Origin of the sequence: Micromonospora sp. NPDC049359 (assembly GCF_044466585.1) — a bacterium.
In the GTDB taxonomy this organism is placed as follows: domain Bacteria; phylum Actinomycetota; class Actinomycetes; order Mycobacteriales; family Micromonosporaceae; genus Micromonospora.
Genome location: NZ_JBITMW010000019.1, coordinates 1 through 13,626 on the forward strand (window position 1 = coordinate 1; position 13,626 = coordinate 13,626).

Below are 13,626 nucleotides of genomic sequence, written 5' to 3' on the forward strand. Positions count from 1 at the left end.
GCCCAGACCGTACAGGTCTCCGCCTACCCCGACGCCTACGCCCAGTGGGAGCAGCAGGCCACCGACCTGGTCGCCCACAACTGGAACAGCTAAGAACACGCAGATGGCCGGCACCCCGACAACGGGTGCCGGCCATCGCCGTACCTTCAGCAAGATGCTTCAGAAGAGGACCGTGGCGAGCGTGCCGACCGGTTGGAAGCCGCAGCGTTCGTAGACTCGGCGGGCCGGGAGGTTGAAGTCGTTGACGTACAGGCTGACCGTGGGAGCGACCCGGGCCAGCGCGTCGCGCACCACGGCGGCCATGGCGGCGGCGGCGATGCCGCGGCCCCGCCATTCCGGGGCGACCCAGACGCCCTGGACCTGGGCGGTCCGCTTGGTCACGACGGCCAACTCGGCCTTGAACACGACCTTGCCGTCGACGAACCGGGCGTACGCGCGGCCGGCGCGGACCAGGTCGTTGACCCGGCGTCGGTAGCTGCGGCCGGCGTCCTCGGCGAGCGGGGAGACGCCCACCTCCTCGGTGTACATGGCGACCGCCGCCGGAAAGAGTCGGTCGACCTCGCCGGAGCGGACGCGGCGTACCTCTGGATCGGCCGGTACGGCCGGCGTCGTGTCGGTGGCCAGCAGCGGCTGGTTGGGGCGGACGTCGCGGGCCGGACCCCAGGTGTGGGAGAGCCGGTCCCAAAGGGCGAGGACGGCGTCCGCGCGGCCGACGATCGAGGAGCAGAGCCGGTCCTCCCCGGCGAGCAGGTCGGCGAAGGCGGAGACGGCGGCGTCGTTGGCGAGCACCGGCGTCAGGTTGCCGCCGAGCCAGCACAGTGATTCGAGGTTGCGGCGGGCGCCGTACCCCAGGATCCGCCCTTCGGCCCGCCACCAGGACAGTCCGCGCGCGGCGATGCGCTCGGCGACCTGCGCGCCCGCGAACGGGTCACGGTCGAGCAGGCGCTCGACCGCGCGGCGCTCCGATTCCCCCAGTTGCCGTACCGGCACCGTAAGCACGACTACCAGCCTGCCAGATCGACCCCTCGCCCCGCCGGCCGAGTGGCGAGGCGGACCGCAAAGGGCCGAATTGCTCGCCGCTACTTGTCGGCGATGCATTGCCGATATATCGTTGATGCATCAGCGACAGTACGTAGAGAAGGAGAACCCGATGCGGTTCCATCGACAGCACCACCCGATGCACGAGGCCCGGATGCGGGGCTTCGGCTTCCCGCCGGTCCCGCCCGGCCCTCACGAGCACGGCCACGAGCACGGCGGGCGCGGCCGTGGTCGCGGGCACGGCCGCGGCAGAGGGCGACGCCCCAACGTCCGCGGCGCGGTGTTGGCCCTGCTCACCGAGCGGCCGATGCACGGCTACGAGATGATCCAGGAGATCGACTCCCGTACCGGCGGGGCCTGGCGGCCCAGCCCGGGTTCGATCTACCCCACGCTCCAGCTCCTGGAGGACGAGGGTGTGATCGCCGCCAGCGCCGAGGAGCCCAGCGGCGGACGGAAGCGGTTCACCGTCACCGAGGCCGGTCAGGCCGAGGCCACCGCCGCCGCGCAGACGCCGCCCTGGGCGGACGTCGCCCAGGACACCGTGAGCAGTTGGCACGACATCCGCGACTCCGGCGCGCAGGCGATGAACGCCCTGCGGCAGGTGATGATGCACGGCACCGACGACCAGCGTGAGCGGGCCGCCCAGGTTCTCGACGAGACCCGACGCAAGCTGTACGCGATCCTCGCCGAATCCGCGTGAGACCCGCCAGAACGAATGCGGGCCGCTCCCCAGGGGAACGGCGCGCCGCAACGAAAGCGGGCCGCTCCCCGAGGGGGAACGGCCCGCTTTCGTGGAACTGGCTCAGTGCACGGTGACCGTCGGGCCGGTGACCAGCCCGCGCAGCTCCTCGGGCAGCTCGGCGCCCATCTCGTCGGCGATGCGCAGCGCCTCTTCGATAAGCGTCTCCACGATCTGGCCCTCGGGCACGGTCTTGACGACCTGCCCCTTGACGAAGATCTGGCCCTTGCCGTTGCCGGAGGCGACGCCGAGGTCGGCCTCGCGGGCCTCACCCGGACCGTTGACGACGCAGCCCATGACGGCGACCCGCAGCGGCACCGGCAGCCCTTCGAGGCCGGCGGTGACCTCCTCGGCGAGCTTGTAGACGTCCACCTGGGCACGGCCGCAGGACGGGCAGGAGACGATCTCCAGGCCGCGCTCGCGCAGGCCGAGGGACTCCAGGATCTGGTTGCCGACCTTGATCTCCTCGACCGGCGGGGCGGAGAGCGACACCCGGATGGTGTCGCCGATGCCCTCGGCGAGCAGCGCGCCGAAGGCGACCGCCGACTTGATGGTGCCCTGGAAGGCCGGCCCGGCCTCGGTGACGCCGAGGTGCAGCGGGTAGTCGCACTGCTCGGCGAGCTGCCGGTACGCCCGGATCATCACGACCGGGTCGTTGTGCTTCACCGAGATCTTGATGTCGCGGAAGCCGTGCTCCTCGAAGAGCGAGCACTCCCACAGCGCCGACTCGACGAGCGCCTCGGCGGTGGCCTTGCCGTACTTGGTGAGCAGCCGCTTGTCCAGCGAGCCCGCGTTGACGCCGATCCGGATCGGCACGCCGGCGTCCCCCGCCGCGCGCGCGATCTCCTTGACCTTGTCGTCGAACTGCCGGATGTTGCCCGGGTTGACCCGGACGGCCGCGCAGCCGGCGTCGATGGCGGCGAAGACGTACTTGGGCTGGAAGTGGATGTCGGCGATCACCGGGATCTGCGACTTCTTGGCGATCGCGGGCAGCGCCTCGACGTCGTCCTGGGACGGCACCGCCACCCGGACGATCTGGCAGCCGGACGCGGTCAGCTCGGCGATCTGCTGCAGGGTCGCGTTGACGTCGGAGGTGAGGGTCGTGGTCATTGACTGCACCGACACCGGCGCGCCGCCACCGACCGGCACCGAGCCGACCATGATCTGGCGGCTGGCCCGGCGGGGTGCGAGCGGCGGGGGCGGCACAGCGGGCATGCCGAGACTGATAGCGGTCACTTCAGCACTCACCTTGGGAAGAGCGTGATCGGGTTGACGACGTCCGCGGTGATGGTCAGCAGCGTGAACACGCCACCGATCAGGATCACCGCGTACGTGAAGGGCATCAGCTTGAGATAGTCCACCCGACCCGGGTCGGCCCGGCCGATCCGCGCGTAGAGCCAGGAGCGGGCCCGCTCGAACCAGGCGATGGCGATGTGGCCGCCATCCAGGGGGAGCAGCGGGAGCAGGTTGAACACGCCGATGAAGAAGTTCAGCGAGATGAAGAGCAAGACGAACATCAGCCAGGCCCCGTGGGCGACCGCCTCGCCGCCGAGCCGGCTGGCCCCGACCACGCTGATCGGGGTGTCCACGTCACGTTCGCCGCCGGTGATGGCGGTCCACAGCGCGGGGACCTTCTGCGGCAGCCGCTGCAACGCGTCGACGGTGCCGACGGCCAGCCCGCGGGTGAAGTCGCCGGTGGCGCCGAACGCGGCGACCGGACCGTACGTGACGAGGTTCGGGGTGGTGATGGTGAGCCCGACGCCGAGCGCGGCGACCGGACCGATGGTGCCCTTCGGGTTGTCGAGCGGCGGACGCTCCGTCTGGGCCAGCACGGTGCTGGTCTCGCCGGGCTGGCCGTCGCGGACGTACCCGATCTTCACGGTCTCGCCCGGCTTCAGCGCGCGCAGGCCGGTGAGCATCTCACCGTAGTTGTTCACCGGCTTGCCGTTGAGTGCGGTGATCCGGTCGCCGTCGCGAAGCTGGGCCTGGGCTGCCGGGCTGGCCGGGTCACCCGGCGCGCAGGCGCGCTGGTCGATCTTCGGCATCACGCAGTCGGAGAGCGCGATCACCGCCGGCTCCTGCCGGACCTGCGCGTCGTTCGTGGGGAACTTGGGATTGGGCAGGCCGAGGGTGACGGCCGCCAGCCAGATGGTGACAAGCGCCAGCGCGAAGTGGGTGATCGAGCCCGCGGACATGACGATCGTGCGTTTCCACACCGGGAACCGCCACATCGCGCGCGGCTCGTCGGCCGGGTCGACGTCGTCGTCGTTCGGCGTCATCCCGACGATCTTGCAGAAGCCACCGAGGGGGATGCCCTTGAGTCCGTACTCGGTCTCGCCCCGCTGGAACGACCAGATGGTGGGGCCGAAACCGACGAAGTACTTCGTGACCTTCATCCCGAACGCCTTGGCGGTCAGCATGTGACCCGCCTCGTGCAGGCTGACCGAGATGAGAATGGCCAGGGCGAAGAGGACCACCCCGAGCAGGTTAGACATCAAGCTCCTTCCACCGAACCCGCGATGATCTCCTGCGCGTGCGCGCGCGCCCACGACTCGGCCGCGAGCACGTCCTCGACGGTACCTGGTTCGCCGAAGTCCGGAGCGTCCTCCAACACGCGCTCGAGGGTGTCGACGATGCCGAGGAACGGCAGCCGTCCGGCCACGAACGCCGCCACGCACTCCTCGTTCGCCGCGTTGTAGATCGCCGGGCGGCAGCGTCCGGCCTCCCCGGCGGCCTTGGCGAGCGCCACGGCCGGGAACGCCTCGTCGTCCAGCGGCGCGAACTCCCAGCTGTGCGCTGCCGTCCAGTCGACGGCGGCGGCGGCCTCGGGCACCCGGTCCGGCCAGCCGATGCCGAGCGCGATCGGCAGCCGCATGTCCGGTGGGCTGGCCTGGGCGATCGTCGACCCGTCCACGAACTCGACCATCGAGTGGATCACCGACTGCGGGTGCACCATGACGGTGATGTCGGCGTAGGGCACGTCGAACAGTTCGTGCGCCTCGATCACCTCAAGCGCCTTGTTGACCATGGTCGCCGAGTTGATCGTGACGACCGGCCCCATGTTCCACGTCGGGTGCGCGAGCGCCTGCTCGGGTGTGACCTGCGTCAACTCGTCGCGCCGCCGTCCCCGGAACGGGCCGCCGCTGGCCGTGACGACCAGCCGCCGCACCTCACCGCGCGACCCGGACCGCAGACACTGCGCGAGCGCCGAATGCTCCGAGTCGACCGGAACGATCTGCCCCGGCCGCGTCACCGCGGCCTTGACCAGCGGGCCGCCGGCCACGAGCGACTCCTTGTTGGCCAACGCGAGAGTACGACCACCGCGCAGCGCGGCCAGCGTAGGAGCGAGGCCCAGCGAGCCGACCACCCCGTTCAGCACGACGTCGCACGGCCACTGCGCCAGCTCGGTCATGGCGTCCGGGCCGGCCACGATCTTGGGAAGCTTGAAGTCCCCGGTGGCCCAGCCGCGCCGGCTCGCCTCGGCGTAGAACGCGAGTTGCAGGTCCTGCGCGGCGGACGCCTTGGCCACCCCGACCGCCTCGACGCCCAGCTCGAGGGCCTGCGCGGCGAGCAGTTCGACGTTGCCGCCACCCGCCCCGATCGCCACCACCCGGAACCGGTCCGGGTTGCGCCGGACGATGTCGATGGCCTGTGTGCCGATCGAACCGGTGGACCCGAGCAGAACAAGATCGCGGGGGGAAGTCACCGGGCCATTCTCCCCCACCGCCGCTGTGTGCCCGCTGGGAGCCTCAGCCCACCCCGCCCGCCGCCGCCGGCCTTGATCCACACGAGTTCGCCGATCTCGGGGTATCCGCAGCTCCCGGACACCCCGACGTCACCGAACCCGTGTCGATCAAGCGGTGCCGGACTCGTCTGGGACCGCTTCCTCGTCCAGCAGTTCGGCCGGATCGATGGAGAACTCGAAGGGCTCGCGCATCGCGAAGGTGCTGCCCGCTGCTGCGGCGGCCATCGGCCGGTACTCCCCGTTGACCAGCTCGAACAGAGCCAGCGTCGGTACCCGATTGCGCAGGTCCACTCGGAGAAAGAACGGAACTCCAGCAGCCGCGTACTCCCGGGGCCGGTCGATCACGTCCTTGCGTCGGTTGCCCGGCGAAACGATCTCCCCGAGTAGTACCGCCTCGGCGATGGGTACCGTCGTGCGGCCACCCCCGGAGCTGCGCAGCGCAACGATGTCTGGAATGAAGAGATCATCCCCGGAGAGGACGTTGATCTCCGGATAGACCCAGAAGCCAGCCTTTCGCGCTGCACGGTGGAGCACGTAGGGCAGTTCCCGCTCGACCGACTGATGGTCGATCCCCGCATGTGGTGTCACGATCACGCTTCCGCTCAGGACCTCAACCTTGGGGCCGTTGGTCTCCGGCAACAGGTCGAGGGCGAGCTGCGCGGTCCACGGCTCGTCGTGCCACCGCAGCACGTCGAACGACGGCTCGGTGTGCTGCGGCGCCGGCTCCGGCGCGAACGCTGCCTGGGCCATTCGGGCTCACCCCCTCAGCGGACCATCCTGCTCAGGTCAGCCTAGCCACCGCCGCCCACGATGTGCGTCGCCGCACACATGGTCCGTCTATCCGAAATGACCGCACCGCAGCCTCCGCGCGTGGCGGTGCAGATCTTGGACACTTTCCGTCATGGCCGAACGGAAACTTTCCAAGATCTGCGGGCCGACCCCGGGCTCGTCGTGGTCCGGTGCCGTACGACGGCCAGCCAGAACGCTGCGCCGATGCAGGAGACGGCCAGCAGGGACAGCAGCACCAGGGCCGGGTTGACCCAGACGGGCACCAGGTCGTAGGTGGCATTGCATCGATCGTGCAGGGGGAACCATCGCGACGACTCACGCCAGTGCACGGCGCGGTAGGCGCTGTCGTAGCTGACGCCGGCCTGTCGGCAGGACTCCTCCGAGCTCATGGAGGAACCCGCGAACGCCCCGACGAACCAGGTGACGACGGCGGCAGCGATCGAAAGCCCGGCCGTCGCGACGAACCAGCCCGGGGTCTTCCACCTGCCGGTGAGCAGAGGTCCGCCCCACAGCCAGAGCACGAACAGAGCGGGGACGGCGAGGCAGAGCCCGGTCGCGACGACACCCATCGTGATTCTCAGCCTCCCGCGAGCGAGCCGGCCGTGATCATTGCACGGGCTGGTGCACCGCCGTGAACTGGACGAACGCGGCCCAAGCCGAGGGTGTGAAGGTCAGCGTCGGTCCCTGCCGGTCCTTGCTGTCGCGTACGCCGACCGCCTCGGCGAAGCCGGCCACCTCGACGCAGTCGCCCTCGCTGCCGGATCGGGTCGACGTGCGCCAGACTCCGTCACGCTCCATCGGTCATCTCCTTCGCTATGGCCGCGATCAGCTCGCGGGACTCGTCGGCGCTGAGCGCCCGCTCACCGAGGGAGCGCCAGGCGTCCTCATAAATCTCGATCTCGTGGGTCTTGTCAAGGTAGACCGCGCCGCACGGGCCGTCCATGTAGATCGTGGTCGGCTCCGGCTCGCGCACGTCGGACGGGAAGTCGAGCATGGTGAAGGTGCCGGCCTGCGCCCAGCGCACCAGGCCGGCGTCGAGCGGCAGCACCCGGACGGCGATGTTGTGTTGCCGTGACGACACCACAAGCGAATCCAGTTGCCGGGCCATCGCCGCGCGATCCCGCAGCGGCCGGCGCAGCACCGCCTCGCTCAGGATGACGTCGAGGCGCGGGGCGCGCGGTATCGCACGGGCCAGCAACCGTTGCCGGCGCAGCCGCACGTCCACCTTCGCCTGGCGGTCCACCTCGCTCAACTGCGGCTGGTCGATGGCGATCAGCTCGGTCATGTACTCGACCGTCTGCAACAACCCGGGGATGAGGTCCGCCTCGTACTTGCGGATGCGGGTGGCGGCGGCTTCCAGGCCGACGTAGAGCTTGAACCAGTCCTTGATCGCCTCGCCGTAGCTGTGCCACCAACCGTGCGCCTTGGTCTCCCGAGCGAGCGCCCGCATCGTCTCGATCGTCTCCGGGGACGCGCCGTAGACGCGACACATGGCCGCCACGTCGTTCGGGTGCATGGAGACCTGGCCGGTCTCGTACCGCCAGATCCGGGGTGCCGACCATTCCAATTCCTTGGCCGCCGCGGAAACGGTCACGTACGCGTTTTCGCGAAGCTCTCTCAGATATCTGCCGAGCTGCCTGCGTGGAACCGTGCTGCCGGAGTCGTCCACGTCATCTCCCTGGCTGTCGTCGCGTAAGCCGCCTCGTCCCTCGGTCCGGATTCTGCTCCGAAACATTGTGTTGAACCATCAGTGGAATGACCCTCATTGATGACGGCGACCGCGAAAATCCCACGGAGGACGGCCATGGAAGCGACCGACGATCTGCCATTGCCGCCCTACGTGACGAAAGAGGACGTCGTGTTCGCGCTGCGGGCGGTCAGCGTGCACGCCCCCGTGCGGCGACCGGACGGCGAGCGCTGCCGCAGGGACGACGCCCGGCACCCGTGTCGGCTGCACCGTTGGGGCCGTCGCGTCCTGCACGAGCGCGGCCTGACCGACGGGCAGATCCAGACGTTGGTGGACGGCGGAACGGTGGTCCTGCCATGAGCGTCGCAACCGAGCCCCGCTGGATCATCCACCTGCCGACCACGCTGACCAGCCTCGACGAGGTGACCGCCCTGGCCGTGGCACTGCGCGACTCGCTCGGTCACCTCGCCGTCGTCGACTTCGGGGAGACCACGCTCAGCGAGGAGGACGCGCAGTTCCTGCGTACCCGAGTGTTCTGTGACGCCCGGCTGGGCGAGGCCGGCCGGTGCCGGCGACCCGATGCCCACGGCGGACCCTGCGCGGCGACGGTCGACTCGGGTTCGTGGAAATCGGGGTGTCCGCAGTCCGCGGACACCCCGATTTCGGCGAAAACGTGTTGATCAAGCGCGGAACTGGCGGGTTAGCCTCAGCCGCCGTTGATGACGAACTGCGAGCCCGGCTGGATGACGATGTTGCCGTCGGCCGAATTCGTGATGGTCACGTTCGTCAGGTTGGCGTTACCGCGCGCGCCGCTCATCGCAAGGATGCCGGCACCGTTGTTCGACTTGTCGATCCGTACGTTGGTGATGGCGACGTTCGGCATGTTGCCGCCACCGTTCTTGAACTGGATCCCGTCGTACGTCGAGTCGACGATGTCGGTGTCCCGGATGGTGACGCCGGTGATGTCCCGGGTGGAGGGGAAGAGCGTGATGGCGCCGAACTCCTGGTCCTCGTTCCAGAACGCGCCGCCGGTGCGGTAGAGCCCGTTGTTGGCGATCAGCGTCGTGCCGGAGAACGGCAGCGGGTCGTGGTCGGTCGCCAGCATGATGCCCGGGTAGTTGGCGGTGTCGTAGATCAGGTTGTTCTCGATCGAGTTGTCGTAGCCGCCGTAGATGGCGATGCCGTTGGCCCGCCAGGGCAGCTGGACGGTGTTGTTGACGAAGTGGTTGTCGTGGGCGATGTCGACGCTGCGGTCCTTGACGTACGGGTTGGCCCAGACGGCGAGCGCGTCGTCGCCGGTGGTCCGGAAGGACGAGTTGAACACCCGCGAGTTGCGCGTGCCGTTGCTGAAGTTGATGCCGTCGGCGTACGTGTCGCGGATCCGCATGCCGCTGAACTCCAGCCCGTCGGCCGGCCCCCACAGGTCGGGGATGTTGTCGTAGTCGCGGCCCACCCAGACGCCCACGTTGGCGTGCTCGATCCAGACGTTGCTGATCTTGGTGCCGGTGCCGAACCGGCCGTTCAGACCCACGCCGCCCTCGGCGTTGCCGTCACCGCCGCGGATCCGGCCCGAGCCGAAGATGGCGATGTCGGAGATCTGGGTGTTCTTGTCGATGTCGAAGCCGAAGTTGCCCTCGTGCGGGTGGTTGATGCCGCCCACCACGTTCTGCGGCTCGGTCAGCGTGTAGAGCTGCGAGTGCCACATGCCGGCGCCCCGGATGGTGACGTTGCTGATGCCGACCTGGTTGTACATGCCCCGGTTCAGCGGGTCGTCGGTCAGGATCTTCTGCTCCTGCCGCCACTGCCCGGCCGGGATCCAGACGCAGCTGATGACGCCGTTCTGGTCGTCGGTCACCGCCCGCTGGATGGCGGCGGTGTCGTCGAGCCCGTCGTTCGGGACCGCGCCGTACTGGGTGATCGAGGTGCAGCCGGCCGGCTGGCTCAGCGGCGGGGCCACCTGCTCCAGGTCGATCATGTCGATGACGTAGAACGAGGCGGTGTCGCCCGAGTCGCGCTGCAACTTGAACCGGGTGCCCGCCGGGTACGACTGCGACAGCAGCGCGTTCGACTCGTCGAAGAGCCGTCGGGCGTCGGCCTGCGGGGTGTTGGTCAGCGCCTCCGGCCCGTCGGTGTTGCCGTAGAGCCAGCTGTGCTTCGATGACAGGGTCAACTTGCGGGAGAAGACGTCGTTGACGTAGAGGCTGATGGTCGCCTCGATGCCGCCGCCACCGGGCGCGTCCGGGATGGAGTTGCGCACCACGATGGCGTTGGCCTGGTTGGCCGAGGTGAACTCGACGAACTGGCCGGTGCCGGTGAGGCGTACCGACTTGCGGCCCGAGGACTCGCTGGCGAAGTTGGTGTGCCCGAAGGTGCGCAGCGGGTCGGCCTCCAGCAGCGTGCCCGAGTAACGGCCGGCCTCCGCCTCGTACGAGACGTACGGCACCGCCGCGCCGCGTCCGACCACGATGGACTGGCTGAAGGTGTTGTTGCTCTCGTTGGTCTCGGCGACCACGTTTGTGGCGTCGGCGGTGGCGGTGATGGTCGCGCCGCCGCTGGTGGCGGTCCAGCTACCGCTGACGGCCACGGTGGCCGTCGCGCCGGCGGCGATCGAGGCGGTGTTGGTGTTGAGCGTGGTGCCACCCACCACCAGTCGGGTGACGGTGGTCGCGCCGGTCGCGGTGGTGCCCCGGTTGCGGACCGCCACGGTGAAGGTGACGGACGCCCCGACGGCCGGGTTGGGCGGGTTCGAGGCGATGCTCAGCACCTGCAGGTCCGGCCCCGGGGCCTGCGCCACCACCAGCGGCGACGCCGCCGTGAGGCTGTTGTTGCCGTTGTTCTGCTCGACGACCGTGTTGGTCGGGTCGACCACCGCCGACACGGCGTAGCTGCCCATCGGTCGCGTACCGGCGTTGAACGACACGGTCGTCGAGGCACCGGCGGCGAGCGCGCCCACCGTGGCGCTGCCGACGAGCGTCCCAGCCAGGCTGAAGTTCACCGTGGTGGCCGCCGCGGCGGCGGTGCCGATGTTCTGCACGACGGCCGAGAGCGTGATCGCGGAGACCTCGCTGGGCGACGTGGGCGACCAGGACAGCGAGCTGACGACCAGGTCCGGGTTGGGGGCCGGGGTGCCGCAGACCTCCAGCTCGGCCACCTGGCCGGACGGAGCGCCGGTGTTGCCGGTGAACCGCAACTGCACGTCCGCCGTGGTCGCGCTGACCGGAATGGTCACCGTGTTGACGCCCTGGACGAACTGGTAGGCCGCCGCCGGCACCAGGCTGGTGTACGACGACGACGCCTGGTCGCGGCCGAGGACCTGGATCGTCTGGGTACGGGTGCCCCAGGACGAGTCGGGGTTGAGCTTGACGGTGACGCCGGAGATCGAGTGGTTCGCGCCGAGCGCCACGGTGAGGTTCTGCGGGTAGCTGGCCGCACCCTCCCAGTAGGTGCCGAGCTGCCCGTCGTTCGCCTTGTCGGGGGTGAAGGTGAAGGTGGAGCCGCTCGCCGTCATGCTCTTGCCCTGCGCCACGTTCGTGCAGGCCGGGGGGTTGCTCCCGGTCCGGGTGACGGTGTTGCTGTTGCCGGACAGGTTGCCCGCGCCGTCGCGGGCGCGGACGTAGTAGGAGACGGTCGCGGTCACCGGCTGGGTGTCCTGGTAGGTGAGGACCGCGCCCAGCGTCGCGATCAGGTTGCCGCCCCGGTAGACGTTGTAGCCGGCCAGGCCACTGCCACCGGAGTCGGTCGAGGCACCCCAGGTGAGCGTGATCGTGCTGCCCGACGTGCTCTGCGACAGCGTCCCCGGCACGCTCGGCGCGGTGGTGTCACCGCTGCCGGTGCGGGTCACCGTGTTGCTGGTGCCGGAGACGTTGCCGGCGGCGTCGCGCGCCCGGACGTAGTACGACACGGTCGCCGTGGTGGGCTGGGTGTCGTTGAACGTGGTCACGGTCCCGACGGACTGGAGGAACGCGCCGTTGCGGTAGACGTCGTAGCCGGCGACACCGCTACCGCCGGAGTTGTCGGTGGACGCGACCCAGGCGAGGCTGATGGTGGTGCCCGACTGGGTGTACGAGAGGTTGCCGGGCGCGCTCGGCGCGGTGGTGTCGGGGGTGGTGCCGCCGCTGCCGTACACCTCCAGCTCGGAGAGCTGCCCGGCCGGCCAGCCGCTGTTGGCGGTGATGGTGATCCGGACGTAGCGGGTGGCGGTGGCGCTGAAGTTGATCGTGGCGGTGCTGCCGCTCGCCGGGTTGAAGGTGTACGTCTGCGACCCGGCCAGGTCGGTGAACGACGAGCCGTCGGCGCTGCCCCGCACGCTCAACGTCTGGGTGCGGGTGCCCCAGCCCGAGGTCGGCAGCTTCAGCACGACCTGGTTGACCGACTGTGACGAGCCGAGATCGACCTGTACCCACTGGGGGAACGCGTTGTTGACGCTCTCCCAGTAGCTGCCCGCGTTGCCGTCGACGACCTTCGACGAGTCGTAGACGTCGGCGTGCCCGCTCTCCTGGGTGGGACGACCCTGGGCGAGGTTGGTGGCCGCCGCGGCGACGGCGCTGCTGGCGGCGGCCGGTTGGTCGGCGGGGCGGGCGGCGGAGGCCGGAGTGGCGAGGGCCGGGTTCGCGAGGGCGGTCGCGATCAGCGTGGTCGCGACTGTCGCCGCCACCATCCTGAACAGTGTCGCTCGTCGTCTCATGACTGTCCTGTCGTCGGGGGACGGTTGCCGCGGGCGGGGGTGACCACGGTGGGGTGGGTGGCGGTGCGTCGCCGACCGGTGAGGCGGGCCGGCGTTCGAGGGGTACGACCATCAACGGGCCTCCCCAGGAGGCCCGTTGAATCTTCCGCGAGCATGCACAGAATCGTGCACGCGTTTGTCTAGTTCTTGCGTAACTTTGACCAAAGGTTACTGACGTGCTACGAGAGCGTCAATACTTCGACCACCGTGACTATTGACGGAGTTGCCCACTGTTGGCGCACCTCGATCCACGCACAAATCAGGGAAGGCGCCACCCCCGACGAATGGAGGCGAAACCTTCCCCGAAGCTGTACGGATCTTGCGTCAGGTGATTCCGGAACGATCAGGCCGCTGGGGCCGCCAGGACGAAGGTCTCCAGCACCTCACCGCCGTACCAGTCGGTGCGTTGGCCCACGTGCTCCATGCCGAGTCGCCGGCAGACCGCCATCGACGGCTCGTTGCCCGGCGACACGACCGCGTAGATCTCGGAGGTGCCGGTGGCGAACTCCCGGACGATGAGCGCACGCGCCGCCTCGGTGGCGTAGCCGTGGCCCCACGAGTCGGGGTGCAGGTGCCAGCCCACCTCGATGTCGTCGGTGAGCTGACTCTCGTCGCGCCCCGGCAGCGGCTTGAGCAGCGCCGTACCCGCCACGACGCCGGTCTCGCGTACCTCGATCGCCCAGGTGCCGTAGCGACCGCCGTCGGCGGCGTGCCGGTCCCGCCACATCTGCAGCCGTTCCGCGGCCTGACCCGACTCCACCATCGGCAGACCCGGTGACACGCCCAACCAGCGCGTGATCTCCGGGCGCCGGTAGATGTCGTAGATCCGGGCCAGGTCCGCCGCTTCGTCGGTCCAATCGCGCAGGATGAGGCGTTCGGTGGTGATAACAGTCATGACCGGCGAT

General features: G+C 69.5%; 13 protein-coding genes. 3 read left to right on the plus strand and 10 right to left on the minus strand.

What is annotated here, in order from left to right; translation table 11 throughout:
* Positions 1-159: 159 nt before the first annotated feature.
* Entirely contained in the window at positions 160-999 is an 840-nt protein-coding gene (locus tag ACIBTX_RS31185; RefSeq protein WP_357122323.1) for a GNAT family N-acetyltransferase, read from the minus strand.
* A 151-nt stretch (positions 1,000-1,150) separates the two neighbouring features.
* Between ACIBTX_RS31185 and ACIBTX_RS31190 the strand changes: the two genes are divergently transcribed.
* Entirely contained in the window at positions 1,151-1,738 is a 588-nt protein-coding gene (locus ACIBTX_RS31190) for a PadR family transcriptional regulator (protein WP_396833355.1), read from the plus strand.
* A 102-nt stretch (positions 1,739-1,840) separates the two neighbouring features.
* Here ACIBTX_RS31190 and ispG read toward each other — a convergent pair whose 3' ends face one another.
* The 7 genes from ispG to ACIBTX_RS31225 form a co-directional block, all read right to left on the minus strand.
* The gene (ispG, locus tag ACIBTX_RS31195) at positions 1,841-3,013 is read right to left on the minus strand and encodes a flavodoxin-dependent (E)-4-hydroxy-3-methylbut-2-enyl-diphosphate synthase (RefSeq protein WP_357122317.1); all 1,173 of its coding nucleotides are present in this window, start codon (positions 3,011-3,013) and stop codon (positions 1,841-1,843) included.
* 8 nt (positions 3,014-3,021) lie between these two features.
* Entirely contained in the window at positions 3,022-4,272 is a 1,251-nt protein-coding gene (locus tag ACIBTX_RS31200; protein WP_357175089.1) for a site-2 protease family protein, read from the minus strand.
* Positions 4,272-5,483: a 1-deoxy-D-xylulose-5-phosphate reductoisomerase gene (gene dxr / locus ACIBTX_RS31205; RefSeq protein WP_357122311.1), complete on the minus strand. Its 1,212-nt coding sequence runs from the start codon at positions 5,481-5,483 to the stop codon at positions 4,272-4,274. Before dxr ends, ACIBTX_RS31200 begins: the two co-directional genes overlap by 1 nt.
* Before the next feature lie 147 nt (positions 5,484-5,630).
* Positions 5,631-6,272 (minus strand): Uma2 family endonuclease, encoded by a 642-nt coding sequence (locus ACIBTX_RS31210; RefSeq protein WP_396833356.1) that lies wholly within the window; start codon positions 6,270-6,272, stop codon positions 5,631-5,633.
* A gap of 149 nt (positions 6,273-6,421) precedes the next feature.
* Positions 6,422-6,880 (minus strand): hypothetical protein, encoded by a 459-nt coding sequence (locus ACIBTX_RS31215; RefSeq protein ID WP_357122305.1) that lies wholly within the window; start codon positions 6,878-6,880, stop codon positions 6,422-6,424.
* A gap of 37 nt (positions 6,881-6,917) precedes the next feature.
* The gene (locus tag ACIBTX_RS31220) at positions 6,918-7,109 is read right to left on the minus strand and encodes a DUF397 domain-containing protein (protein ID WP_396833357.1); all 192 of its coding nucleotides are present in this window, start codon (positions 7,107-7,109) and stop codon (positions 6,918-6,920) included.
* Positions 7,099-7,980, minus strand: coding sequence for a helix-turn-helix domain-containing protein (locus ACIBTX_RS31225; protein WP_396833358.1), 882 nt, complete (start codon positions 7,978-7,980; stop codon positions 7,099-7,101). The genes ACIBTX_RS31220 and ACIBTX_RS31225 overlap by 11 nt, the downstream gene beginning before the upstream one ends.
* A 135-nt stretch (positions 7,981-8,115) precedes the next feature.
* Here ACIBTX_RS31225 and ACIBTX_RS31230 point away from each other — a divergent pair, with 135 nt between their 5' ends.
* Together ACIBTX_RS31230 and ACIBTX_RS31235 are read left to right on the plus strand one after the other, a co-directional pair.
* Complete coding sequence (locus ACIBTX_RS31230; protein WP_396833359.1) at positions 8,116-8,358, plus strand: hypothetical protein; 243 nt, start codon at positions 8,116-8,118, stop codon at positions 8,356-8,358.
* The gene (locus ACIBTX_RS31235) at positions 8,355-8,678 is read left to right on the plus strand and encodes a hypothetical protein (protein WP_396833360.1); all 324 of its coding nucleotides are present in this window, start codon (positions 8,355-8,357) and stop codon (positions 8,676-8,678) included. The genes ACIBTX_RS31230 and ACIBTX_RS31235 overlap by 4 nt, the downstream gene beginning before the upstream one ends.
* Positions 8,679-8,704: 26 nt before the next feature.
* On the opposite strand, the gene ACIBTX_RS31240 is transcribed toward ACIBTX_RS31235, so the two are convergent.
* Together ACIBTX_RS31240 and ACIBTX_RS31245 are read right to left on the minus strand one after the other, a co-directional pair.
* On the minus strand, positions 8,705-12,655 hold the full coding sequence (locus ACIBTX_RS31240) for a CARDB domain-containing protein (protein ID WP_396833361.1): 3,951 nt from the start codon (positions 12,653-12,655) through the stop codon (positions 8,705-8,707).
* A 409-nt stretch (positions 12,656-13,064) separates the two neighbouring features.
* The gene (locus tag ACIBTX_RS31245) at positions 13,065-13,616 is read right to left on the minus strand and encodes a GNAT family N-acetyltransferase (protein WP_357122284.1); all 552 of its coding nucleotides are present in this window, start codon (positions 13,614-13,616) and stop codon (positions 13,065-13,067) included.
* Positions 13,617-13,626 lie beyond the last annotated feature (10 nt).